Source organism: Lysinibacillus sp. FSL P2-0066, from assembly GCF_037969495.1.
Classification (GTDB): Bacteria; Bacillota; Bacilli; order Bacillales_A; family Planococcaceae; genus Lysinibacillus; species Lysinibacillus boronitolerans.
Window position 1 is genome coordinate 4,014,088 of sequence record NZ_CP150202.1, and the last position, 24,842, is coordinate 4,038,929.

20 protein-coding genes and 1 riboswitch are annotated in these 24,842 nt (G+C 37.2%); of the genes, 6 read left to right on the top strand and 14 right to left on the bottom strand.

Going from position 1 to position 24,842, the window contains the following annotated elements; all coding sequences use genetic code 11:
* Nucleotides 1-45 precede the first annotated feature (45 nt).
* Genes dapF through MKZ14_RS19990 form a run of 3 tightly spaced genes read right to left on the bottom strand, consistent with a single transcriptional unit; the run spans nucleotide 46 to nucleotide 2,799 of the window.
* Nucleotides 46-903, bottom strand: a complete 858-nt coding sequence (gene dapF, locus MKZ14_RS19980) for a diaminopimelate epimerase (RefSeq protein ID WP_333005896.1) — start codon at nucleotides 901-903, stop codon at nucleotides 46-48.
* Between the two features lie 58 nt (nucleotides 904-961).
* Complete coding sequence (locus tag MKZ14_RS19985) at nucleotides 962-1,747, bottom strand: heme ABC transporter ATP-binding protein (RefSeq protein ID WP_016993710.1); 786 nt, start codon at nucleotides 1,745-1,747, stop codon at nucleotides 962-964.
* Nucleotides 1,748-1,752: 5 nt separating this feature from the next.
* Nucleotides 1,753-2,799 (bottom strand): iron chelate uptake ABC transporter family permease subunit, encoded by a 1,047-nt coding sequence (locus MKZ14_RS19990; RefSeq protein ID WP_036076018.1) that lies wholly within the window; start codon nucleotides 2,797-2,799, stop codon nucleotides 1,753-1,755.
* Nucleotides 2,800-2,944: 145 nt separating this feature from the next.
* Nucleotides 2,945-3,133: riboswitch (cobalamin riboswitch) on the bottom strand.
* A gap of 145 nt (nucleotides 3,134-3,278) precedes the next feature.
* Between MKZ14_RS19990 and MKZ14_RS19995 the strand changes: the two genes are divergently transcribed.
* Together MKZ14_RS19995 and MKZ14_RS20000 are read left to right on the top strand one after the other, a co-directional pair.
* Nucleotides 3,279-3,875, top strand: a complete 597-nt coding sequence (locus tag MKZ14_RS19995) for a biotin transporter BioY (RefSeq protein WP_339280376.1) — start codon at nucleotides 3,279-3,281, stop codon at nucleotides 3,873-3,875.
* Between the two features lie 104 nt (nucleotides 3,876-3,979).
* Nucleotides 3,980-4,549, top strand: coding sequence for a YdhK family protein (locus MKZ14_RS20000; protein ID WP_258859698.1), 570 nt, complete (start codon nucleotides 3,980-3,982; stop codon nucleotides 4,547-4,549).
* Nucleotides 4,550-4,589: 40 nt separating this feature from the next.
* Here MKZ14_RS20000 and MKZ14_RS20005 read toward each other — a convergent pair whose 3' ends face one another.
* From MKZ14_RS20005 to MKZ14_RS20030, 6 genes are all read right to left on the bottom strand, one after another.
* Nucleotides 4,590-5,291, bottom strand: coding sequence for a response regulator transcription factor (locus tag MKZ14_RS20005; RefSeq protein ID WP_258859699.1), 702 nt, complete (start codon nucleotides 5,289-5,291; stop codon nucleotides 4,590-4,592).
* A complete protein-coding gene (locus MKZ14_RS20010) occupies nucleotides 5,269-6,663 on the bottom strand; it encodes an ATP-binding protein (RefSeq protein ID WP_339280377.1) in 1,395 nt (464 codons plus the stop codon). The genes MKZ14_RS20005 and MKZ14_RS20010 overlap by 23 nt, the downstream gene beginning before the upstream one ends.
* A 127-nt stretch (nucleotides 6,664-6,790) precedes the next feature.
* Entirely contained in the window at nucleotides 6,791-7,333 is a 543-nt protein-coding gene (locus MKZ14_RS20015) for an NADPH-dependent FMN reductase (RefSeq protein ID WP_016993715.1), read from the bottom strand.
* A 63-nt stretch (nucleotides 7,334-7,396) separates the two neighbouring features.
* Nucleotides 7,397-8,014 carry a nitroreductase family protein gene (locus MKZ14_RS20020; protein WP_339280378.1) on the bottom strand — a complete coding sequence of 206 codons (618 nt, stop codon included), beginning with the start codon at nucleotides 8,012-8,014 and terminating at the stop codon, nucleotides 7,397-7,399.
* Between the two features lie 70 nt (nucleotides 8,015-8,084).
* Nucleotides 8,085-9,068 (bottom strand): ring-cleaving dioxygenase, encoded by a 984-nt coding sequence (locus MKZ14_RS20025; protein WP_258859701.1) that lies wholly within the window; start codon nucleotides 9,066-9,068, stop codon nucleotides 8,085-8,087.
* A gap of 49 nt (nucleotides 9,069-9,117) precedes the next feature.
* Nucleotides 9,118-9,552 carry a MarR family transcriptional regulator gene (locus MKZ14_RS20030; RefSeq protein ID WP_036076013.1) on the bottom strand — a complete coding sequence of 145 codons (435 nt, stop codon included), beginning with the start codon at nucleotides 9,550-9,552 and terminating at the stop codon, nucleotides 9,118-9,120.
* A 152-nt stretch (nucleotides 9,553-9,704) separates the two neighbouring features.
* Between MKZ14_RS20030 and MKZ14_RS20035 the strand changes: the two genes are divergently transcribed.
* Entirely contained in the window at nucleotides 9,705-11,699 is a 1,995-nt protein-coding gene (locus MKZ14_RS20035) for a catalase (RefSeq protein WP_036076012.1), read from the top strand.
* Nucleotides 11,700-11,746: 47 nt separating this feature from the next.
* On the opposite strand, the gene MKZ14_RS20040 is transcribed toward MKZ14_RS20035, so the two are convergent.
* The 3 genes from MKZ14_RS20040 to MKZ14_RS20050 all read right to left on the bottom strand — a co-directional run bounded on the left by MKZ14_RS20040 (nucleotide 11,747) and on the right by MKZ14_RS20050 (nucleotide 15,942).
* The gene (locus tag MKZ14_RS20040; RefSeq protein WP_339280379.1) at nucleotides 11,747-12,211 is read right to left on the bottom strand and encodes a YusW family protein; all 465 of its coding nucleotides are present in this window, start codon (nucleotides 12,209-12,211) and stop codon (nucleotides 11,747-11,749) included.
* A 106-nt stretch (nucleotides 12,212-12,317) separates the two neighbouring features.
* Nucleotides 12,318-14,525: a YcdB/YcdC domain-containing protein gene (locus MKZ14_RS20045; protein WP_258859703.1), complete on the bottom strand. Its 2,208-nt coding sequence runs from the start codon at nucleotides 14,523-14,525 to the stop codon at nucleotides 12,318-12,320.
* Nucleotides 14,526-14,652: 127 nt separating this feature from the next.
* Nucleotides 14,653-15,942, bottom strand: a complete 1,290-nt coding sequence (locus MKZ14_RS20050) for a glycoside hydrolase family 18 protein (RefSeq protein ID WP_339281023.1) — start codon at nucleotides 15,940-15,942, stop codon at nucleotides 14,653-14,655.
* A gap of 487 nt (nucleotides 15,943-16,429) precedes the next feature.
* Between MKZ14_RS20050 and MKZ14_RS20055 the strand changes: the two genes are divergently transcribed.
* Both MKZ14_RS20055 and MKZ14_RS20060 read left to right on the top strand, forming a co-directional pair.
* Nucleotides 16,430-16,849: a hypothetical protein gene (locus MKZ14_RS20055; protein ID WP_016994781.1), complete on the top strand. Its 420-nt coding sequence runs from the start codon at nucleotides 16,430-16,432 to the stop codon at nucleotides 16,847-16,849.
* Nucleotides 16,850-16,861: 12 nt separating this feature from the next.
* Entirely contained in the window at nucleotides 16,862-21,952 is a 5,091-nt protein-coding gene (locus tag MKZ14_RS20060) for a DUF4132 domain-containing protein (RefSeq protein WP_339280380.1), read from the top strand.
* A gap of 45 nt (nucleotides 21,953-21,997) precedes the next feature.
* Here the strand turns inward: MKZ14_RS20060 and MKZ14_RS20065 are convergent, their stop codons facing one another.
* Nucleotides 21,998-22,729 (bottom strand): hypothetical protein, encoded by a 732-nt coding sequence (locus MKZ14_RS20065; protein WP_016994783.1) that lies wholly within the window; start codon nucleotides 22,727-22,729, stop codon nucleotides 21,998-22,000.
* Nucleotides 22,722-24,059 (bottom strand): AAA family ATPase, encoded by a 1,338-nt coding sequence (locus MKZ14_RS20070; protein WP_036076003.1) that lies wholly within the window; start codon nucleotides 24,057-24,059, stop codon nucleotides 22,722-22,724. Before MKZ14_RS20070 ends, MKZ14_RS20065 begins: the two co-directional genes overlap by 8 nt.
* A gap of 149 nt (nucleotides 24,060-24,208) precedes the next feature.
* Between MKZ14_RS20070 and MKZ14_RS20075 the strand changes: the two genes are divergently transcribed.
* Nucleotides 24,209-24,670, top strand: a complete 462-nt coding sequence (locus MKZ14_RS20075; protein WP_339280381.1) for a hypothetical protein — start codon at nucleotides 24,209-24,211, stop codon at nucleotides 24,668-24,670.
* Nucleotides 24,671-24,842 lie beyond the last annotated feature (172 nt).

Below are 24,842 nucleotides of genomic sequence, written 5' to 3' on the forward strand. Positions count from 1 at the left end.
GCGTCCTTTAATTTAATATGGCATTGCGAAAAAGTATTGGCGTAATTAAGATAAAAACTCATAAATTCCATCCGCAATAAATTCTGCAGGACCACGCATCCAGATATGGTCATTGTCAGCCCATCGTATGACTAAGTCACCACCACTAAGTTGGACTACTATCTCTTCTCCCTTCTGACAAAAACCATTTAATATAGCAGCCACTACCGCTGCACAAGCACCTGTTCCACAGGCCTCTGTTATACCCGTGCCTCGTTCCCAAACTCGACATTTTAAAGCTTTCGCATGAACAACCTCAACGAATTCAACGTTGCTACGATGAGGAAATCTCATATCGTTTGCTATAATACCGCCTAATGTTCTTAATGGTGCTTGCTCGATCGCATTCACAAAAACTACAGTATTCGGATTGCCCAAAAACAAAGCAGTTACCAAAAGAGATTGTTGGGGTAAAGGAAATATCTCATTGATGACAAGCTCATTTGGGTTTCCTAACATCGGAATGTCTTTGCGCAATAAGAGAGGTTTGCCCATATCGACAATCACTTCTATTACGCTATCGTCTTGCACCACTACCTGTGCCAGCATAATGCCCGATTTCGTTTCAATCATAAGCTGCTCTTGTCGCACAATATGACGCTCAAAGATATACTTAGCAACACAGCGAAGACCGTTACCGCAATTTGTCGCCTCAGAGCCATCTTTATTAAAAATACGCATACCACAGTCAGCAGTTTTGGATGGCTGGATAATAATTAACCCATCTGAGCCTATACCTGTATGAACATTGGCTATTTTTTGAGCCAATTCACTAAAGATCTCTTCCTTATAATCATATTGGAAAAGATCAAGATAGATATAGCTGTTGCCAGTACCATGCATTTTCGTAAAAGCTATTTGCATACAGTCACTCCTTAAAGGATGTTTTATGTATCTAATAGAAGATCTTGCTTTTCTATATTTAGCTAAACTTTTTCGTGAATTGTTCAGGAACATATGTAAGATACGGCTTCCCTGTCATTGGATGTGTTTGAATATCCGCAAAAACACCAAATACATCTTGCAGCACTGTTGGCGTAAGCACTTCCTCTGGTGTACCATGACAAACGATTCGCCCTTGCTGTAAAACGTAAATTTGATCGCAATACATAGCAGCAATATTCAAATCATGTAAAGCAGCTACGACGGTTAAATGCAAGGTCTGAATTAAATCCATAAGTTGAAGTTGATGTTGAATATCTAAATGATTCGTTGGCTCATCTAATATTAATACCTGTGCTTGTTGAGCAAGTGCTCTTGCAACCATGACACGCTTTTTCTCGCCACCAGAAAGCGAACTAAAGCTTCGTTTCTCTAAATGCGATATGCCCGTTTGCCTAAGAGCATCTTTAACAATTTGAAAATCTTTCTCTTGATCAAGCTCTAATAGCTTTTTATGTGGCGTTCTTCCCATACTGACTAAATCATGCACAGTGAAATCAAATAATACGGGTGTCTCTTGGCTTACAACAGCCAAATTTTTCGCAATAGCTTTACTTGATTGCTTTAATATATCTTGCTCATTTAATACTACTTTACCGCTTTCAGGTTTTAGCAGACGATACATATTTTTTAACAATGTTGATTTTCCGCTCCCATTAGGACCTATTAATCCAACAAATTGCTTTTCTTTTATTTGAATGCTTACATCATGTAGTATACGCTGATCGTAAATGGAGAATGATACTTGTTTCGCTTCTAATGTCATTGAAATTAATCTCCTTCACCGAATGAATAGTTGTTACGACGGAGAAGCCAAATGAAAAATGGTCCTCCACAAAAAGCTGTAATAATACCAATTGGCATTTCCTGGGGAGCAATGATGATTCGAGCAAAGGCATCTGCCCACACTAAGAATATTCCACCTATTAAAGCACTAATAGGTATCACGTATTTATAATTTGAGCCCACAATTAATCGCACAATATGCGGAATAATCAATCCCACAAAACCTATAGAACCACTAACTGCGACAAGCACACCTGTTAATAGAGATACTAGTAGTATTAACTGAATACGGAATTGCTGAAGATTAACGCCTAATGTCACTGCCGCTTCTTCTCCCAGTAATAGTAAATTTAAATTGCGATAATGTAGCCACAGTAGCCCAAAAACAACAAAGAATACGAAAGCTGGAATCACAATATTATTCCATTTGGCTCCAGCTAAACTACCTAGCATCCAAAACATAACAGCCTTTAAGGCTCCTTCTTGCTTTGACATCATTAAAATAAAATTAGAGATAGCCGTTAAGATAAAGGACACAGCCATACCTGCCAATAGCAAGCGGAAAATAGAGACACGTCCCCCAACACGTGATAAGAAAAAGACAAGTACTATGGCAAGTAATGAACCAAGGAATGCGGATACTGAAAGAGCGTAAATACCTAAAAATGAAAAGGCTCCTAAAATAATCACAGAAGTAGCTCCGACAGCTGCCCCTGAAGAAATCCCTAGAATATACGGGTCTGCTATGGAATTACGTACAAGTGCCTGAATGGCTGCGCCTGCAATGGCTAACCCCGCTCCTACTATAGCAGCTAGCAAAACACGAGGTGCTCTTATTTGCCAGATGATGATTTCCTGAGAGCGACTCCAATCTTGCTCAATCGCATTTTGTATAAAAGGTATTTTAGAGAGAATCACTTTCCAGACATATAACGGTGTAACTGAAACTGAGCCAACCATTACAGCAAAGGTCATTGAAACAATTAAAACCATGAAAAGTACGAAGGAAAATAACATAAATTTTTTATTCATCTGTTTTAATCTCCTACTGAATATTGATGAATGAAGCAATAAAAAAAGGTATCCCATGCGAAAGTGCGCATAGAAATACCCTAGATTAAACAAAGTCAGAAAAATATCCAGCTATTGTCCGTAATTGCTTGCATCCTCGTGGGCATTACAGGTATTACTAAATGGCAGGTCTCCTGGCTTCGATTCACTATCCTATAATTGCCTTCCCATTCTTAAACAGTGGCAAATCATATTATAGGATTCCTCGTTACAGTTGCGGGACAGCGTCGGACTTCCACCGACTTCCCTTTTAAGTGATATTCAAAAATATCACACCAATAGTATTTGAAGTTATAAAATTGTGACGATTCTATCATACATTTTTATAGATAGATAGTCTACTTCAAGCAATTGAGTTAACTTATTTAAATTATAAAGTTGACACAACTACTTTCGTTTTTTACACTAACAGTAATAACTTATAAAACGAGGTGAAATTCATGGCAACCGTTACGCAACATAGTCATCATAAGTTAAGAACTGTTGACATTACCTATATTGGATTATTTTCAACGCTAATGATGGTGGGTGCTAATATCACGTCCTTTGCACCTTTTATGGTAGTTGGTGGTGTACCCATTACGCTTCAAACCTTTTTTGCGATTTTAGCAGGACTTATTCTTGGTAGTAGAAAAGGTGCGCTCGCCTGTACAATTTATATGTGTGTAGGATTGGCAGGAGCTCCTGTCTTTGCTCGTTTCGGTGGTGGAATTGGCCAAATTTTAAGCCCAACCTTTGGGTTTATAATTTCATTTATTTTAGCGGCATTTGTTGCAGGGTTGATTGTTGAACGAAGCGGTACAAAGAAAAGCTTTATCGTAGCTGCTTTGGTAGCAACAGCGATAAATTATTTGATAGGAACAAATTGGATGTTTTTTGCATACAAGCTTTGGGCAAGTGCACCAGAGAATTTTTCATATAAGCTCGCTTGGCTTTGGATGATTCCTCCTCTACCAAAAGATATTATTTTAGCTATTTTTGCTGGTGTCTTCGCCTATAGATTACAAAAAACATTGAAGATCATGCCCATTCAATAGCATATCTTCTCACCTATTTGTGCCAGATGTTTTTCATAGATCATATCCATCGTTTCTGCACATTTATTTGCTACATTAGGAGCAAAGAGTGAGGAGGATATCATATGAAATTCAATAAAAGATGGTCAGTCGGACTATTATCAGTAGTCGCTCTAATTAGTTTATCGGCTTGTACTGAGGAGCAAACAAAACCTGCATCCACTTCTAATGAAGCTGCTGAAAAAATGGATCATTCTACAATGAATCATTCAAGTTCTGGCGAAGTACCCGTAACATTAAAAAAAGCTGAGAATCCGAAATTTCCTGTAGGGAGCACAGCCATAATTACAGATGGACATATGGAAGGTATGAAAGGGGCCGAAGCAACAATAGTAGGTGCCTATAATACAACTGCCTATGTTATTTCCTATGAGCCTACATCTGGTGGAAAGCGAATAGAAAAGCATAAGTGGGTAATTCATGAAGAATTAATTGACCCACAAGAAGCACCACTGGCTCCTGGAACAGAAATAAAAACGGACGCAGCACATATGGAAGGTATGGAAAATGCGACTGTCCTTATTGACGAGGCTGTGCAAACAACTGTATATATGGTTGATTATACTTCCACTACAAATGGTGAAGCCGTAACAAATCATAAATGGGTAACAGAAGAAGAGCTTAGCCCAAAATAATAGAAATAACCTCTACCTTCAATTCTGGTAGAGGTTATTTCTAGCTTTTATGCTCCATTTGCTTTCTATTAGCAGACTTATGCCATTTATAGCCGATGCCCCAAACTGTTTGCAAGTAATCATCCGCCGGAAAACCACTTTTTCTTAATTTTTCTCGTAAATTACGTACATGTGAATCAATGGTACGATCTTCAATCGTTACATCATATCCCCAAACGGCATGAATAAGGTGTTCTCGAGAAAATGCTCTATTTTGATAATCTAAAAAAAGGGCGAGCATGGCAAATTCCTTTGGTGTTAATGGAATTGGCTTATGTTGAAAATATACTTCAAAGGACTCTCTATCTAAACAAAGCCCTTCAAAGTTAATTACTTTTTCTTCAGATTTTGTTCTTCTTAATACAGCATGTATTCGTGCTAACAACTCTTCCTCATCAAAAGGCTTTAAAATGTAGTCATCAGCACCAAGGTTTAAGCCTTTTACAATATCAGCTTGTTCTCCTTTTGCAGTAAGCATAATGATCGGAACATCCCAAAACTTCCTAATTTCCTGGCAAACCTGCCACCCATCCATCTCTGGCATCATAATATCCAAAAGAACTAAATCCACATGCTCTTCTTCTAAAAAATCCAATGCCTCTTGTATAGAAGACATGGCTCTACAAAGAAATAGTGGTTCCAAATAAAGGGTTAATAAATCTAACATTCTTGGTTCATCATCAATGCATAAAATCGTTTTCATTCGTTTCTACTCCTTTAAATGATAATTCAAAAGTAGTCCCTTTATTTATTTCACTTCTAACCTTTATTTCTCCCCCATGTGCTTGTACAAGCTCCTTGACAATAGCAAGCCCAAGTCCAGATCCACCTAAAGCACGACTACGTGATTTTTCCACTCGATAAAACCGATCAAAAATATACGGTAAATCCTTCTTTGGAATTCCTCTACCTGTGTCTTCCACAACGATACTTAAAACGCTATTGTCCTTTTTTACAGTGACGGTAGTCGTATCTCCTGGCGCACAATAGATTAAGGCGTTATTTAATAGATTAATCAGGATTTGCTCAAGTCTTGCTTCATCTGCACATAGTGTTAAACCATTATCACAATGTATAGCCAAATAAATACCTTTATCTTGAAAAGCGGGACTTAATTTTTCTTCAATGCTTGAAAAAAACGATTCTAAATGTAAGCAATGTTTTTCAATCATAAATGAGTTTTCATCCATTTTCGCTAAATCAAATAAGTCTTTGATTAACCGAGAAAGTCTATTTGTTTCTTCTATTATAATAGTTAAATACTTTTGACGATCTTGCTCTGTTAAATCCCGTTTAGCAAGAATATCTGTATAGCCTTTAATAAAGGTTAGCGGTGTACGAAGCTCATGTGCAATACTCGATAAAAATTCCTTACGCTCTTGCCTTAGATGATTTAAATCATTGGACAGAAGCTGTATAGCATTCGATAAATCCCCAAGCTCATCTTTCCCATTCGTAGAAAGAGCGACTGTAAAATCACCCTTACTCATTTTCAATGTAGCCTCTTTCATTTGAATAAGTGGTTTAGCGAGCTTGCGAGATAGAACAATAATGACTGCAATACTGACAAGACCAGATACAATACCAACGATGAGAAAATGCTTATTGAGCCGTTTCATTAATGCATGGATAGAATCGGTATTTTGAAACATAAATACATAGCCAATCGTTCCTTGCTGATTTTGAATAGGGCTTATCGTGGCAATAGATTGAACTTCCTGCCAATTGTCTTGTAAAACCATTCCCTCATACGGTATGTCCCCCTCTATCTCACCAATCAGATTACTGATTTCTAAATGAGGTTGTGAGGAGGCTAGGATTGTCCCTAAATGGTCAGTCACCACGACATCAGTACTTGCTTCTGATTCCATAAGAACAACATGTGCTAGTGTTTCATTATTGAAGTTCTGCTCTAATATAGTACGATGTGAGTTTCCTCTCGCTTGTAAACTCTCTAATTCCTCTTCCACTCTAGAATTCGTCAAGGAAACATGCAAAAAAAACATCATAAATGTTTCAATACAAAACAATGTGATGAAAAAGATAATCCCAAGCTTTAATGATAATTTTCTCATCCTTAACCACCATTTTAGAATTTGTTAAAAGTATATCGTGAAAGTATGAAGATTTCATGCAGAAGTAGCATCTTTCCAAACAAAAAATGCCCATAAGTATATTGTATACTTATGGGTTAGATTTTAATTAAACGTATTTTTTTGCCCAACTTAAGAAGTTATCAATGACTACGTCAAGGAATTTCACTGTACCTTCATCAGTTAAATTGCCTTCTTCATCAAATTTAGTGTGAACAGCACCAATATAAACGTCATTGCCGCTAAGTAAAGGTGAGTTAATGCCTGGAGAGAATAAAATATCACGTAAATGTAATTGTGCTTTTACAGTTCCTAAGTTCCCCATTGATGCACCCATAATGATAGATGGTTTGCCAATCATTACTTTATCTACACGAGATAGCCAATCAATGGCATTGACCATAACCCCTGGAACTGTACCATTATACTCTGGTGTAACCCATAGTACAGCGTCTGCAGCTTTTACTTTTCCTTTAAAATCAAGAACTGCTTGTGGAGCCTCATTTTCAATATCTTGATTATACATTGGTAGGTCCTTTAAGCTTAATACTTCAAGGTCTAACTTTTCTGTATAACGTTTTTGAATAAATTGAGCTAATTGCATATTATAAGATTCTTTACGGATACTACCTACGATTGCTACTACTTTCATGATGTTTCCTCCTAAGTGTACATTATTCATAGTATTTGTATAGTTATTGTATTTTATACCATTTCAATAATAAATGGAAAATTCTTCAACTGGCTTACGATAGCCACGTAATCGACGACTGCTTTCTTTTTCTTTCCCAATAGTAATCATTAAGGCTATTTCATGTGTTTCTGGCACATTGAAAAGCGCACGCATTTTCTGATTATCAAAGCCAATCATTGGACAAGTGTCCCAACCACGATTTTTCGCAGCAAGCATGAATAACATAGCAGACAAAGAAGCATTTCGAATGGCTTCATCTTTCATGAATCCTTCACCGCGATCCTCATAAAAACTTGTATTCTCTGCTACAATATCCTCTAGTTCGCCAGCAGTAATTATGCCTAAATCCACCATACCTTGACTTAGCTCAGCAGTATTTTTATATGCTTCCTTGTCACCTAGTACAAGAATTACACCCGAAGCTGAATGCACTTTATATTGACCATATGCCGCCTCTCTTACCTTTTCTTTCATATCCTCATCAAGTACAACAATATAATTAGCATGCTGTAAGTTAAATGCTGAAGGGGCAAGCTTAACATCCTCCAAAATAGGGCGTATATCTTCTTCAGTCATCTTAACGTCCTTGATAAAATTATTAGCAGAGCGACGCTTATCAATCAGCTTGGAAAATTCCATTTTTTTATCCCCCAATACAGTTATGTATGCATCCAGTGGAGCTTTTCTTTCCCAACTGGATGAAATTGTGTTACTCATATTCTTTATCGAACATAATGGAACTTCTTACAGTGTCAATCGGACGAACAAGACTTTCAATCTGTTCACGTTTTGGTTCTAAAAACGGTGGTAATGACAGCTTTTCTCCTAATGTTTCATATGGCTCATCGCCCATAAATCCTGGACCATCTGTAGCCAATTCAAATAAAATCTGCGGAGCTACTCGTGCATACAATGATTCAAAGAAATGACGATTTACATAGCCAGAAGTGTGGAAACCAAAACTTTCGAAACGTGCAGTCCATTCATCTAATACAGCACGATCCTCTACACGAAAGGCAGCATGGTGAACAGTACCAAAACCTTGACGAGCAACAGGTAACACTGTGTTGTGTTCGACAATAATCTGGGCGCCATTTCCTCCCTCACCTACTTCAAATAAATGAAAGTCTCCTTCTTCTGCAATCTCTGTAAAGAGCATTACCTTTTCTAACACATCTTTAAAGTATTTAAAATTAGCGACACGGACAAAAACTGGTCCTAAACCTGTAATAGCGTACTCAAGGGGGATGGGGCCATTCTGCCAAGGCGTACCTGCTGCCACACCTGTATTGTGCTCATCAGAAATTAACTGATAGTGTTGATCATCAAAATCTACGAAAGATAGTGTTTTCTTACCAAACTGTTCTTTCATACCAGTATGCTTCACATTTAAACGGTCAAAGCGCTTTATCCAATAATCTAAAGCAGCATCCGTTGGTACACGAAAAGAGGTCTTTGAAATTTCATTTGTACCATGTACACCTTTTGGGATATTAGGGAAATCAAAGAACGTCATATCTGTACCCGCACTACCCTTATCATCTGCAAAGAATAAATGGTATGTTTGAATATCATCCTGATTCACTGTTTTCTTTATTAAACGCATTCCTAAAACATAGGTGAAGAATTTATAATTTTCTTCTGCACTACTTGTGATAGCCGTTACATGGTGTACACCTTTTAAATGATTCATAATATGCTCCTTCTATATATCTCGATATCGAGATATATATATAAAATTTTTATTGGTTAGCGGCGTTCTTGCCAACTTTTTTAAGTGATAAAATCATGTTGTCCAGCTCATGAGCTTCCAATACTTCGAATATCTCATTTATTTTCTGTTCATGCTTAGGGAATATTTCCTCCATCAAAACCTGTCCCTCAAACGTTAATAATACATACGTGACACGGCGATCTCTTGGACATGCCTTACGATATACATAGCCTTTTTGCTCGAGTTTATCAATCACATAGGTAATACTACTGCTTGCAATTAATATTTTTTTACCAATCATTTGAACTGGTTGTTCTCCATGATGATACAAAAATTCAAGAACAGAAAATTCAGTTTGATTTAAATCGAATTGAAGTAAATCTCTTTTAGTTGCATCTTGAATCGTTTGATATGCTCGGAACAAGACCGTAAATGCTTTTAAGTTACGATTGTTTTGCTTCATACGACTCCCTCTTTTTATTTCGAATTTAATTATCTCTAATTCGAGACAATAGTAACATATTCATTTTTAAACAGCAAACAATTTGTTTCTTCATGTTTGCCATCTTTTCGTTCGGGTAGAAGGTAGTTGTAACTTATAAAGGAGGATTCTAAATGAAAAAAGATGTCAATCAAAAACAACAACAGCTAGAAGCATTCCGAGTAAGTGATAAAGATCAACCTCTTACAACCAATCAAGGATTAAAAATATCGGAAGATGAACATTCACTAAAAGCAGGTGAGCGAGGACCTACTTTACTAGAGGATTTTCATTTCCGTGAAAAAATGACTCACTTTGACCATGAACGAATTCCTGAACGAGTAGTACACGCACGTGGCTCAGCCGCTCATGGAATTTTTGAAACATATGAATGCGCAAGTGATATTACAAAAGCTCAATTTTTAAATGGAAAAGGAACTAAAACCCCTGTCTTTGTCCGCTTCTCTACCGTTGCAGGATCTAAAGGCTCTGCAGATACAGTTCGTGATGCACGCGGCTTTGCTACTAAGTTTTATACACAAGAGGGTAATTATGATTTAGTTGGAAATAATATACCTGTATTTTTTATTCAAGATGCTATTAAATTCCCCGATTTTGTACACGCTGTAAAGCCTGAACCAAATAACGAAATTCCCCAAGCACAAAGTGCCCATGATACATTTTGGGATTTCATTGCAAATAATCAGGAGTCTGCTCATATGGTTATGTGGCATATGTCAGATAGATCGATTCCACGAAGCTATCGAATGATGGAGGGGTTTGGTGTTAATACTTATCGCTTTATCAATGCCGAAGGAAAAGCCCACTTTGTTAAATTTCATTGGAAACCTGTACTTGGGGTAAAATCACTAGTATGGGATGAGGCACAGATCATTGCTGGAAAAGACCCCGATTTTCATCGTAGAGATTTATGGGAATCGATTGAACGTGGGTATTTCCCAGAATTTGAGCTCGGTGTTCAACTTATTCCCGTTGAAGATGAATTCAAATTTAGCTTCGATATTCTTGATGCCACGAAAATATGGCCCGAAGAAGAGGTTCCAGTACGCATCCTTGGGAAAATGACCTTGAATAAAAATGTGGATAATTTTTTTGCAGAAACGGAACAAGCCGCATTCCATGTCGGCCATGTTGTGCCTGGCATTGATTTTTCAAATGATCCTTTATTACAAGGTCGCTTATTCTCCTACACTGACACACAGTTAATACGACTAGGAGGACCTAATTTCCATGAGCTTCCTATAAATAAACCAATCTGTCCATTTCATAATAACCAACGAGATGGCTATGGCCGACAAACCATTAATGTGGGACAAGTTAGCTACCATAAAAATTCCTTAGCCAATAATACACCACACCCTGTTTCTGAAGCAGATGGTGGATACAAGCATTATGAAGAAAAAGTTGAAGGGCATAAAGTACGTGCACGTAGTGAGAGCTTTAAAGACCATTTTTCACAAGCAAGATTATTCTGGCTTAGTATGACAGACATTGAGAAAAAGCATATTATCGATGCCTTTAGCTTTGAGCTTGGCAAAGTAAAAAATAAAGCCATTCGTAAACAAGTTGTAGACATGTATGCTCATGTCAGTTATTCACTTGCTTCAGCTATCGCTGAACGAATTGGTATAGTTCCCCCTATAGAAGTGGAAGTACCGCATATTCACCAAACTTCTCCTGCTGTTAGCCAAGTAATCAATGCAAAGGAAAGTGTCAAATCTAATAAAGTAGCCATAATTGTTACAGAAAATAGTAGTGAAAAATTAAATGAACTAATTGCTACATTTTTAAGTGAAGATATTGTAGTTGAACTAGTAAGTAATAAACAAGGCATAGTAAGCGGCTATGAAATTCACGAAACATTTGCTACAACCTCCTCCGTTCTTTATGATGGGGTTTATGTTACTGGAGCCTTTCAGGATTCCTCTCAACAATCAAAAGCAGAACAGTTTATTAAACAAGCCTATCAACACTGTAAAACAATAGGTTATACGAAAAATGTTTCATTTTTACAGCCTATTGCTAATAAAAATGGGGTTGTAAATGATCCAAAATCTTTTGTTCATGCCCTTGCTAAACATCGACATTGGGTACGAGAATGTAAATGAATGAAAAGCCAGCTAACTGATTCTATCAGCTAGCTGGCTTATTTCCATTATTTAATTCGTTTAAATTCCTTTTCATTGCCGTCTACAAATTCGACATCTACTTCAATGGATTGATAGTTATCTTCAATATTGAATACTTTGATTACTTGATCAATCACTTCGTCATTAGGTGTTGTAGAATCAAAATTCAACTGCTTAAATAATGGCTCTAATTTAGTATAAGCCTCATCACCCTGAAGCTTTTCATTTTTTCGATCATCCTCTAATTTTGCGTCTATTCCTGTTTTTTTATCCTCATATTCTACCTCATAAGACTCTGTTTCAGAGTAATCAACATCTAATGAAAACTCTAAAAAATTAAATGTCACTTGGTCAGTTGGCGTATCACCAGTCTGCTGAGTACCATTTTGATCTGCTGGTGCGTTTGCAGGCACATCCTTTACCTCATCCTTATTACAGCCGTAAAGGATAACAGTCATTAAAGAAATTACTAAGATAAATTTCAATTTCAATTTTATTCACTCCTTTCTTTACATATCATTTCCCAATTCCTCTTCAAACTAACCTAAAAAGGGCATCTCCTACATATGAGGAGATACCCTTTTCGTGGAATGCGTCTTAATAATAGAAGTTACGATCCACTTTATTTTCTTGAATAGCTTTTGCTAAACGGATTGTTGAAACAGCCATATCGGCATATGACACACTCTTGGTAGCATTAAAATTATTTTGCTGTGTATCAATCAGACCCATCCCATTTGCTATTGCTATATAGCCAGTATATGCTGGATCAATAGAAGCTGCATCCGCAAAGTTTAATTTGTAAATATCCTTATACTTTGCCACATTCTCCAATTGCATTACTTTAACAGACCATACTGCTAGCTCTTGACGAGTCAATGCTTCATCCAATGGGAATTGGTTTGCTGGCTGTAAAATTCCCATTCTTACAGCTTGTTCAACCACTCCATATAAAGGATGGTTTTTATCGATATTGCTGAAGGATTGCTTTTCACCATCGCCGCCACCAAAATAGCCATATGTTAAAGATTTTAGTAGAATCTTTAATGCTTCTCCCTTTGTTACAGCAGCATCAGCATTAAAGTTTGCTATATCTTTTACCTCTAATACATTTTGATTTAAAAGATAATTTAATTCATTGGCTGCTGTTGGATGTGAAATAGATTGCTTTTCTTTTGAACCATCTACCTGATACAACCATTCACCGGTAATTGCATCAATCTGATTAACTAAGCTACCGTTGTAAGTTGGAGCATAGACTAGATCATAATGTTGTTTACCTTCAGTATCTTGTTTTGCATATTGAAGCTGTAATGTAAGTGCCTTACTATATGCTTCTTTTGCTTTATCAGCTGAGATTACTTGGCTAATAGAAGGCCAGTTAGTAACCTTTTGTTTATTAACATTCAATGAACGTAATGATCCATCAGAGCCAATACCTACGTTTATTTCATCTCCAACAACTGCAATTCCGTTTACGATGCGTGGGAAGGAGAAGTAATAATCTTTACTATAATCATCATGTACAGGATCATCAATTGGCATCGAATACTCATGTAAATAGGATGGAGCCCATTGCTTTAAGTATTCAATCGCCTTTGCTAATGCCGCATCCTTAGAGATGGTATTTGTTTTGTCAGTGTTGATAAAATCTCTCATAATATCGTGATACTGCACGATATCGCCTGTTGCCTTATTAATTTCTAAAGAGGTACCAGATCCGCCATTATTGTACATATACATGTAATTTACTGTATAAACCGTTTCACCATTGTCATTTTCTCTTTCGTCAACCATATCAATAGTGAGCTTTGCCTTGTCTTCATCAACTTTTAATAAATTTTTAGCAAATTCCTCAACCTCTGCTACAGTCATACCACTTTTTCTTGGTGGTAATTGCTGGGAGGATATTTTCTCAGCGCTTTTCGTCTTTGGAACTTGTGTAGAGAAGCCATTCGTTGTTTGCCATTGACCCGTTAAAGCATGTACACCATTAAATCCTGTTGCTGGCATATAAACAAGCTTCACATTACGTTGATCGCTAAAATAATCAACGTAATAACGAAGTTCAACTGCTAAGTTATCACGTACTTGTGCTACAATTTCTTCCTCACTTTTTTTCTGGCTTGAGCTATCAAAGGTTGCTTTACTTAAAGATTCTGTATTACGATACATTCCTGTTATTTGACCATTAGCAAGAACATCAATAGTAATACTTTGATCGCCAATAAGCACTCCATTATAAGTTGGTGAATAAACAAATGAGTAGGTAATTGGTTGTGATAATGGACGATTAATGTCATTGTAATAACCGAAGCCATCTTCACGGAGTTTATAGTTCTCTATTTTCGCAAATTTTCTTAGGAAGTCATCAGCAATTTTTTTTGCTTCAGTCTCTGAATATTTTGCGGGATATAGTGCTTCAGCGATATTAGCTGGCTGATAATAGAAATGTTCTAACTCTAAATCTTCACCTTTAAATGTAAAACCACCATATACATCTTTACCATTTACTGTTTTATTGAAGTTTAAATCATAACGGACCGTTGTATCATCTCTAAAGAAATGACCGCCTCCAGAATTAAACTCATTATCAGCTACAAATTTGAACTCTTCAGGGAATAGTGCACGTAATTTGTTAATTAGCATACCTTTTGTCACTTTTGTCTCTGAGGCAGCCAACTGTATTGCAATACGCTCTGAAGGTTCTTTCACATTTGCAGAAGCTTGTGAAACGGGTGCTAGAATCCCAACAGAAAATGCAGTAGTTGTTAAAATAATACCTAACTTTTTAAATTTACCCAAAATATACCTCCTAAAATACTATTTACCATAATTATAATATATTTATCCATAATTGGGAATGGATTTTACAGATAATTTCCTCTTCGCAGAAAATACATTGGGCAATTCGTCCTTTTTCTTCATTTTCTCATTTCTTTACCACATCAAAATTTGCGCCAATTAACACCCAATTCTGAGGGAATGATAGTCCTAATTTCCAATAACCAATACCACGAAGGTTATATTGTTTAATGAGATTGAATTTAGCTTGAATAGATCTAGCATCTTCAAACCACACCATATGCGCCCTACCTTGCTCATCATAGTATTCAAAAAATGGTGCTTGGGCTCTCCAATCATACTGAATTGCTGCATTATAACGTTTAGCAATTTCAATGGCTCGCTGTGGACTAAGCGCTTCTGCATACGGTCCCCCCTGAACAAAAGGTAACGTCCAATCGTAGCCATATAAATTTTGCCCCAACATAATTTTGCTTGCAGGTATTTCACTCACCGCATATTTTACAACTGCCTCTACCTCTGGGAGAGGTGAAACGGCCATTGGTGGGCCAGCTGAATATCCCCATTCATAAGTCATGAGTAAGACAAAGTCCACGATTTCCCCATGTGCTCTATAATCATGTGCCGCTGTCCATGGTCCTCGTTCACTATCACTTGTTTTAGGAGCTAATGCTGTAGACACTGTATATCCCTGAGCATGAAATTTTTCTACAGCTCTTCTTAAAAAATTGTTATAGGCTTGTCTTTGATCTGCTGGCAAATTTTCAAAATCAAAGTGGATATCTTTGACGTCACCAAGTTGCTTTGCCTCCGCAAGAATATTATCAAATAACAAATCTTGAACAGCCGTACTTTGAAAAATATCTCTCGCTAATTCCCCACTAAAACTAAAATTCTCCAAATTAGAAATAACCATCGCCATTGAAGCTCCCGTATCATTTGCAATTTGCGTCACACCTTGGCTTGGCGGTCTCTGTAAAGTACCATCACGCCTAGCCTCATAACTAAATAAAGCTAAATATGTTAAATAGGGACCCGCTTCCCTTGCTTGATTCAAGAGTGCCTCACTAACAGATGTTCCTCTCGGCTCTAAATAGGCCAATGTTTGTGCTCTTGTTTTTGGCGGTTGTGGAATATACAATCTCGCTCCAACAGCTAATGGTTGATTGGGATGAATGCCATTTACTTGTGCAAGCGTTACATAATTAATACCGAAACGTTGACCAATTGACCATAAGCTATCACCTGGCTGTACATAATAAAAGCTTCCGACAATCGGGATTACAAGAGCTTGCCCCACAACTAAACGATTTGGCTCTGGAATTTGATTGGCATCTATAATGCTCTGAACCGTAGCCCCATACGCCTGTGCAATACCCCATAAAGACTCGCCAGCCCGTACAACGTGTATTTGAATGATTTTGCCTCCTTCTAGCTTGATAAAATCATACCTATAAAGCTTATGAAATCAGAGATGAAAAGATGTCTGTTAACAACTCCACAAAAGTACACCACTATTTATAGCAAATAAATAGTAGGCTGTATTATGTCACCTATTTAATACTAATGAGAATAATCTTCGTTTACGAGATTTCATGAAAGAATGTTCTTTTAAATACGTATGTCTAAAAAGTTACCTGAGTAATATATTCTGCTTCTTCACCGTTATTAGAATAAAAAAACGCAAAATGATACTTATCTTGATAACAATAATCGTACAAATGTTCTATTTTCCGCATAATCTTCAGTAAATTTTTACCCACTTTCTACCCTACAAATCAGTTGTAGCAGGCTACTTTTGATAACACTTTTCCCAAATTTTTTTACGCAACTAGCGTCATATGCCTTATTCTTTTCCCTGTTCTCACTCTTGTATAATGAAATTATTGTAAGGAGGTGTTAGATTGCGTTTATTTTACCAGCAAAAAGTAATCGGTAAGAAATCTCGTAAGCTTGAAAAAATTCCATTTTCAATTGAAAAGCCTGTCATAACGTTACAAGATTTACTTGTTCAGCTTGTTACACAGCAAGTACAACAATTTAATGAAAAAATGGTAGATACACCACTTCATCTATATTTAACGGATCAGCAATTAGTAGACGCGGCCCAATATGGCAAAGTACAGTTTGGAGAAAAGAAAAAGGATGCTTTACAGTCAGTTGATCATGCTATTTCCACAATGCTTCAAGCCTTTCAGGACGAGCTGTTCTTAGTCCTTCATAATGAAGAGCCTTTAGATTCTCTTTCTACACCATTAAACATACAGGAAGATGATGTTTTTACATTTATTAAACTTACTATGCTTGCAGGACGAATTTGGTAGGAGGGATTTTTGATGACACTTTCACCTGAACAAAAGACACATTTTCAAACTATAGCTGATTCTGCACCTATAGCGATACAGCCTTTAGCAGCCGCACTGTTAAAATACATGGACAATAGAGATTATGACATTGAACCGCTTATAGCTGCTCAGCAATATTCATCACTTGGAGAGCTATTTAGTGGACCATTATTTGAAGTGCTTACCTTGTTTTCTTCACAAGAACGTGCACTCAAGATCAAAAAACTAGCATTACGTTTTGATGCTACAATGTTTCAAACAGATGCTTTACGTCGATCTTTTCGTTCATCTCAACCAGTGCAAGACCATCTTTTTCAATGTTTACAGTTAATAGAAGAGATGCTGACATTTGAGGAAATTACTTTGCAGGAGTTATTAACGAATCATCGCCAATATGAACATGGGACTTATCCAAACTATAGCTCGTATGTCTTGAAGAATGAAAATGTGAAAGTTATGGGTTTTAATGTTTTTGAACAGTTGCTTGCTGAAGAACTATCATTAGAAAACCCTTCCATCGAAGAAGCAGTAGAGAGTATTTTATTTGATGAGCATCAAAGTAGCTTTTTCGGTCATCCATTCATTCGAGGTATTTTCAAGTCAAGTAATCGTCGTATGCATGATGCACTTGGTAAACTCTTAATAGCAGCTGCACGACAAGAAGGTTTACGACAGGCAATAGTAGAAAATATTGACCATGGCAATCTAGATGCACAGCTCAACATGATGAAGCTTATTCAGGAGCATCGCCTAACACGCTTCTCCTCTGTAATTCGAGCAGTCGATACTTGGATGGGACTTGGCTATAATAGCTTCGAAAATCAAAAAATAACAGAGGAAGTTCTTACATTAGCCATCCAAGCAATTGAAGAAGACAGCTTTGTTGAGCAATTGTTAAAAAGTGAACGTACAATTGATGTTTATGTTGCATTATGGGCTACTGCTACAAAGGACTATACGAAGTTAAATGACCTTGTAACAAAACTCTTAAAGCGTGACAAGCATATCCAACTTACAACGCTTGCCTTTTTGAAAAACTTATCGAAAATCTCCTTTACAGCGCCATTTGTGAAGGATTTAATCTTATCAACAAAAGATATTGAGCTGTTTGCCTTTGCATGGGGCAATTTTCTTTATGCTAATCACCATATTAATAGTGAGTATGCAAGAGACAATGAATGGGAGCAAATCCTTCAAACCTTCATGCAAGAAAACACACAGCTACAAGGGATTGAATACCTCTTATTTGAACAGCTTGAGTGGGCAAAGAATGAAATAACGAAAGATGGGCTTATCATTACAGGCAAACCACTATCCTTTGTCTATGTCCATTTGTCATTAGAAGATTTAATTTCAACACAAATTATTTTAGCCCACCATATACAAGACGAGGCATTATTCCAACGAATTATTGAGCATGCAGATTCTTACTCACCATCAAGTAGAATCGGCCTACTGAATATTTATTGTCTTGACCCTGTCACAGAAGGTCAACGTGAATTTTTATTTAATTCTTTACGGGATCGCAGTTCCATCAATCGTTCTCTTGCGTTAAAGAAAATACATGCTCTAACACCAACAGAAGAAGAAATAGCAAAAATTGAAGATCTTTTAGCTAATAAATCAGGTGCACTTCGTAAAGAGGCTATTTCACTCTTAAAAGTTCAGCCACAGAACCATCTATTACAAAGTGCTGAAAGGCTATTAAAAGATAGTAAGCAGTTAAAGAGACTTGGAGGGCTTGAGTTACTATTAGAAGCCTCTAAGGAATACAGCTTAGCAAGCGAGCTAATTACAGCTTTATGCTCCTTATTACCAAAAGTAACTAAAAACGAGCAAGTTTTGTTAGAGCAATTAATTACAAGGGATGCCCCAGAGTATAACGAGCGTAATGGCTTTGGCTTATATACACCACATCCCCCTATTCAATACGGCTGTATTTCTGATGGAGCCATTCAAATGAACGGTGAAGAGCCTTGGCAACAACTTGTTCCACTTTATGCACAGACACCTACACCCTTCGAAAAATTCTTTCAATATGATGTTGATAAATTATTATCTAAGCTAGAGCAGCTTATTCAACTTTTAGATAAACATGCTGAACTAGAATATGAAACATACCAATGGAATGACACACCCATAAGCACTACATTAGGACAAAGATATAGTGTAATGGCAACTAAATCGGATAATCAACGACATGCTAGTCTTGATGCTTATCCTATCCCCGAAGAAATTGTTCAATGGATAAAGACAGCATTATTTAGTAATGAGGACTTAGCCTATTTTAATTTTTACCATAATCTATCAGAATACCCTGCTGCTCATGATCTTTCCGAAGCAGCTCATACACTAATTAAACCGTTCTTCCAATACAAAGAATTAAAAGTACGTGTTGCGCAATTTAATTCCTTGAAATATGACGATACAATTCAACAGATTTTCTCAGTGCTATCCCAAGACATCGACAAAATCTCAGGTGATACAGTGCTACATCAGGAAGCACTTTCATTACTCGAAAAGCATGCACCCGAATTTAATCGCTTCGAACAGGCAGTAGGAATAATGTTACAGCTATTCAAACAAATCCCTGCTGATCAGTGGCAACTTGATGTTCGAGAGAAGGGTTATTATTACTATCGTTCCACTTCTACCATTATCGATTTAGATGTCATTGAGACATTTGTTGATCGATGCTGGTCTGATTACACAACCTATGGTGAATATGTCAAAATGCTAGCTATCAATGAAGAGCTAACAAAGCGTATGAAAAATGAAAGCTATAAGCCAAACGTCTACAATTTATCTTTATTCCAATATTTAGACGCAATGAAGGTTGGTTTATTTACGCAAGATCACTTATTTGAGGCCATCTTTACCAATACGCTCGCTTCAGAAATATTTATCGAGCCAACTAAATTGCGAGAACGCTATCAACAGTCATTTGAAGATTTAACCGATTTCTTTACTATTCGTGAACAAGCAATTGATCGAATTTTAGCCATAGAGCTAAAACGTGGTGATACGCCTACTGCTGTTACAAAGTTAGCTAGTAGCATTTCTTATTTTGAGGGTATTAATTATTTCTTACAAATTCTACAGGCACTTGACGGAGAAAAACTTGTGCGAGGATATATTTGGCAGGCAGAAACGAAAAAGGATGTATTCTCCAGATTGCTAACTAACTGTTACCCTAAAAAAGAAGAAACAGCCCAGCAATTAAAAGAAGCATGGCTGAAAACAGACATTTCTAAAGAACGTTTAATTGAAGCCATGATGTATAACCAACATTGGATAGACCTTGTCAGTGAAGTGATTGGCTGGGATGGACTAAAAGAATCAGCCTGGTATTTTATCGCTCACACCACAGATTCTTTATCCGACTTTGCCAAAGATCAGATTGCCCTTTTCTCTAGCATAACTGCCGAGGATTTCCGTGATGGTGCATTCGATTTAGCTTGGTTCCAAAGCGCCTATCAAACACTTGGGGCTAAGAAATTCAAACTTGTTTATGATGCTGCAAAATATGCCTCTGAAGGAGCCAACCATCGTCGGGCACAGCTTTATGCCGATACAGCCATCGGTAAACTCAGTCCAAAAACGTTAATGCAAGAAATTCAAGATAAACGCAATAAAGATAAACTACGCGCACTTGGTCTTATCCCTTTAATAAAATCGGATGACAAAGACGCCCTAACACGCTATCAATTTATTCAACAGTTTTTGAAGGAAAGTAAGCAATTTGGTGCCCAACGCCGCGCAAGTGAGGCTCGAGCAGCAAGTATCGCACTAGAAAATTTAGCGCGTAATGCAGGAGATGGAGAAGCCACTCGCTTCACATGGCGTATGGAATTATCTGCCTTTAACGATATGAAGCATTTGTTTAAAGCACAACAGATCGAGCAAATTACAGCACATCTACAAATAGAAGATGACGCCTCTGTAGCTATTATTGTTGAAAAGGATGGTAAACGTCTAAAGAACGTTCCTGCTGCATTAAAAAAGCATGCTGGTATTGTAACCTTGCAGGAAGCCAGAAAAGACCTACAAGAACAATACAAACGAGCACGCCCAGCTCTTGAGCAAGCAATGGAATTAGAAACTGTATTTTCGATCGAGGAGCTCATTCATTTACTGGCCCATCCGATCCTAGCTCCACTTTTACAAAAACTAATATTTATCAGCGATGATTACGTTGGAATGCTTACACCACAAGGCTTACAGCTTCTATCGGCTGACATTGTGGACCTTGCTCCTTCGTCCTCTATAAAGATTGCTCATCCTTACCATCTTCTAGAAAGTGGTCAATGGAGACAGTGGCAATCCTATATGTTCGAGCACAAAATACAACAGCCATTTAAGCAAGTGTTCCGTGAGTTATATCTCATCAATGCTGATGAAAAAGCACAGAAACAATCATTACGCTATGCAGGACATCAAGTAAATCCTTCACAAACAGTAGCCTTGTTGAAAACACGTGGCTGGCAAATCAGCTATGAAACAGGACCACGTAAAGTATATTATAAGCAAAATATTGTGGCATCCTTATATGCACAGGCAGATTGGTTTACGCCAGCAGAAATTGAAGCACCTGCAATCGAAGGTGTTTACTTCTATGATCGATTATCAGGCAAACATATCGTTTTAGATGATATTCCAGCTGCGATATTCTCTGAGGTTATGCGAGATATTGATCTCGTTGTCAGCGTTGCTCATATTGGGGGTGTAGACCCAGAGGCAAGTCATTCTACTGTTGAAATGCGCAGTATTATCGTAGAAGAATTGGCGAAATTATTGAAGCTAAACAATGTGGAAGTGAAAAAGCAACATGCCCTCGTAGAAGGTAAGCTAGCAAGTTACTCCTTACATTTAGGAAGTGGTGTGGTGCATCAAATAGGCGGTTCCATGATCCCGATTATTGCTGTACCTTCTCAGCATCGTGGACGAATTTTCTTGCCGATGGTGGATGATGATCCGCGTACTGCTGAGATCATGTCCAAGCTTTTATTATTAAGTGAAGATACAAAAATTAAAGACCCTGCCATATTAACTCATATTCGAAGCTATGAGCAAATGCGCTAACTTCACACTAGATAAAAACAGGTGACGTATTTCGTCGCCTGTTTTTTACTGTACATCTGTTTTAATCATTTCAAATAATAGCGGTACATTCGTGCCTCGTTGCAATGAATGGCAGTCCTCCATTAAAAATGACCAACTTTTCTTTATCTTTTCCCTATAAGGCAACTCTGAACTGACCGGGAGGTATGCGCTTAGGTATTCCTCAATCGTGCCTGACAGATTGTCCATAAATTCATCTGCTTTTTGCATTTTTTCTGTAGGGATTTCATTGCGCTCATTCCATAAGACATGCTCTAAATTCGTAGAAAAATAAAATAATTGATAAGGTACTTTCATACGGTTAATGCTAAAGTGATCGTTGGCGATCAGAATTCTGGCATTCTTCGCCTTCATATCATTGCGTTGTTCAATTTGTTGTTTACGTTTATCCGACTTCACTAAAATAGCATCCTCTGTATAAAATAAGTTTTGCTCGATAGTCTCATCTACCTTGACGCATTCTGGTGCGATAAAGCATCCATCTGCATCTGTAATATGAACAACAGCAGTTAAATCATTGGCTAAAAATTTATATTTTTGAAGATAGCTTTGAATCACACGTACAACACTGTTTTTAATATTGGGGATCCGTTTGTGTGCATCCCACTTTGTTAAAATATCTTCACGTTGCACATCAAAGCGTATCGTCGAATTTGCAAAATGAGCATCTAAATAATCCTCTAAAATAATTTGCTCTGTCTGCCCTTCCACAATAATTAAAAGTACTTTTTTAGTCATGTTGAACACCCGCTTTACGAAAAGCACGCTTTATTTTAAATGTTTTGGTTTCCTTATATATCTCTTCGTCCTGTCCACCAAGTTGGATAGCACGTAAATAGACATCTCTAGCGTTATTCACTTCTTTAATACCTTTTAGCTGCATATAACGGTGATGTTCATTTGTTGTCGTAAACCATAAATTTTTAATAGCTAGCACCTCTAACACACGTAGATTATGGGATGTAAAAATAAGTTGCCCTTTTCCATCCTCATCTATCACTGTTAACAACTCGCCCAATAAATATTCAAATACACCTGAGTCTAATTCATCAATCACTACACATGCATTCGGATTATTGTATACAGCAATTAATACACTAAGAATCGAAATGATTTTTAAAATTCCCTCTGACTCTGTTCGTAGCGGTAATTCCCGCTCCCCACGCTGAGACAAAAATTCAAAACGAATTCCCTGCTCACCATTGTCCATCATTTGCTTTGTAATGATATTAATTTTAATCGTCAAACCAGGAATAATTGCTGAGAGCACTTGATTACTTTGTTCAATAACTTCACATAGAGCATAGAATGCATCCTCTGGTAATAAAGCTGGTCCATTTAAATCATAGGGAATAAGGCCTCTTGTTTTCTCTAAATGAATACTGAATGGCATCATTCGTTCTTCAAATAGTGGGGCAATATTTTGATTATTAACAACATGTAAGTCACGACTAAAATCGACGGCAATATTTTGTAGCAACTGCATTTCTAACTCAGAAAGTCGTTCCTTTAATAATGGCTTTATATCTTTATGGAATAGAAATGACATATTTTGTTTTCTTGCTAGCTGTTGAATAACAAGTAATTGGATTCGTGCTTGTTCACTCAAATCATCCAGTTTTAATTGACGGATTTGTACATCCTTCTCTGTCACTGCCACTAAAATCTTTGATCGCTTCCCTTTCGTATTTTCTCGATAGGTAAGACGTTCTAGCGTAGTATATAGTCGGTGCTGATCCTCCTGTAGCTCCACATAGTAATTCACAAAAAATGTACCGAATTGATTCTCAACTAAAAATTCCACATTCATGCTAGCGGTTTGCTCTCCTGCCAATATGAGTCGCTTCTCTTTTGAGGGTAGCTTCATTTCAGTAAGCCATCCTGATATAAGTGTCTTCAATAAACTGAATGCATCTACAATGGTTGTCTTTCCAGAGCCATTTTGTCCATATAGGCCAACAACATTCGCTTGTAGAAATGTTTCAAAATTTACTGCGAGTACAATTTCACCCTGTCGTACATTTCGTAAATTCTGTATGTTTATTTTTTTTATCTTAATAATTGCCATATGCTAAACATCCTTTTAGCTTTTTCCCTTATTATAATGAATTTCGTTATATTTTATAACAAATTCAAACTTAGGTATCCATAGCCTATTGCCTATGACAAAAATTGCAATAGGCATATGTTAGAAAAAATGAAGAAAGGTGTGTTTTATTGGTTTATCCTAGATTAGCCCCTGATGATTTTAACAGTCAATTTCGACCAGGTATGAAAATATGGGTAACACTCCCTACTGGTACTTATTCAGGTACATTGATTCGAACATTTGGAACTGGAGGAAGAACAGCAGAAATTCAGCTAGATAACGGTCAAATAGTAACTGTGGATGTTAGTCAAATCACTGCTGCAGGTACAGGAACACCGCCTGGTAGTTCCTATCCGCCGCCATACCCACCACCTTATCCGCCACCTTATCCGCCACCCTATCCGCCTCAACCTTATCCACCACAGCCCTATCCACCGCAGCCTTATCCGCCACGACCTTATCCACCTCAACCTTATCCACCGCAGCCTTATCCGCCACGTCCAGGGGGACAATATCCTGGTTTCCCACCACCATTAATACCAGGACTTCCGAATATTTTACCGGGTATTTTTGGTAATACACGACCATAACAACTAGAAAAGGTTATTTCTTTATTCAGAAATAAAGAAATAACCTTTTTTTCATTTTATCCCCATAATAAAAATCATCCAATTCCTTTCCACATAAGACATGGCATAATAAGTAAAAAGCCCTAACAAGTAATTGAAAATTGGCATTTCCGCCAAATTTTAAATCAATTGA

What these genes read in the sequence shown, in the direction of transcription:
- dapF (WP_333005896.1), bottom strand. Translation starts at nt 903, where the DNA reads ATGCAAATAGCTTTTACGAAAATGCATGGTACTGGCAACAGCTATATC.
- MKZ14_RS19985 (WP_016993710.1), bottom strand. Translation starts at nt 1,747, where the DNA reads ATGACATTAGAAGCGAAACAAGTATCATTCTCCATTTACGATCAGCGT.
- MKZ14_RS19990 (WP_036076018.1), bottom strand. Translation starts at nt 2,799, where the DNA reads ATGAATAAAAAATTTATGTTATTTTCCTTCGTACTTTTCATGGTTTTA.
- MKZ14_RS19995 (WP_339280376.1), top strand. Translation starts at nt 3,279, where the DNA reads ATGGCAACCGTTACGCAACATAGTCATCATAAGTTAAGAACTGTTGAC.
- MKZ14_RS20000 (WP_258859698.1), top strand. Translation starts at nt 3,980, where the DNA reads ATGAAATTCAATAAAAGATGGTCAGTCGGACTATTATCAGTAGTCGCT.
- MKZ14_RS20005 (WP_258859699.1), bottom strand. Translation starts at nt 5,291, where the DNA reads ATGAAAACGATTTTATGCATTGATGATGAACCAAGAATGTTAGATTTA.
- MKZ14_RS20010 (WP_339280377.1), bottom strand. Translation starts at nt 6,663, where the DNA reads ATGAGAAAATTATCATTAAAGCTTGGGATTATCTTTTTCATCACATTG.
- MKZ14_RS20015 (WP_016993715.1), bottom strand. Translation starts at nt 7,333, where the DNA reads ATGAAAGTAGTAGCAATCGTAGGTAGTATCCGTAAAGAATCTTATAAT.
- MKZ14_RS20020 (WP_339280378.1), bottom strand. Translation starts at nt 8,014, where the DNA reads ATGGAATTTTCCAAGCTGATTGATAAGCGTCGCTCTGCTAATAATTTT.
- MKZ14_RS20025 (WP_258859701.1), bottom strand. Translation starts at nt 9,068, where the DNA reads ATGAATCATTTAAAAGGTGTACACCATGTAACGGCTATCACAAGTAGT.
- MKZ14_RS20030 (WP_036076013.1), bottom strand. Translation starts at nt 9,552, where the DNA reads ATGAAGCAAAACAATCGTAACTTAAAAGCATTTACGGTCTTGTTCCGA.
- MKZ14_RS20035 (WP_036076012.1), top strand. Translation starts at nt 9,705, where the DNA reads ATGAAAAAAGATGTCAATCAAAAACAACAACAGCTAGAAGCATTCCGA.
- MKZ14_RS20060 (WP_339280380.1), top strand. Translation starts at nt 16,862, where the DNA reads ATGACACTTTCACCTGAACAAAAGACACATTTTCAAACTATAGCTGAT.
- MKZ14_RS20065 (WP_016994783.1), bottom strand. Translation starts at nt 22,729, where the DNA reads ATGACTAAAAAAGTACTTTTAATTATTGTGGAAGGGCAGACAGAGCAA.
- MKZ14_RS20070 (WP_036076003.1), bottom strand. Translation starts at nt 24,059, where the DNA reads ATGGCAATTATTAAGATAAAAAAAATAAACATACAGAATTTACGAAAT.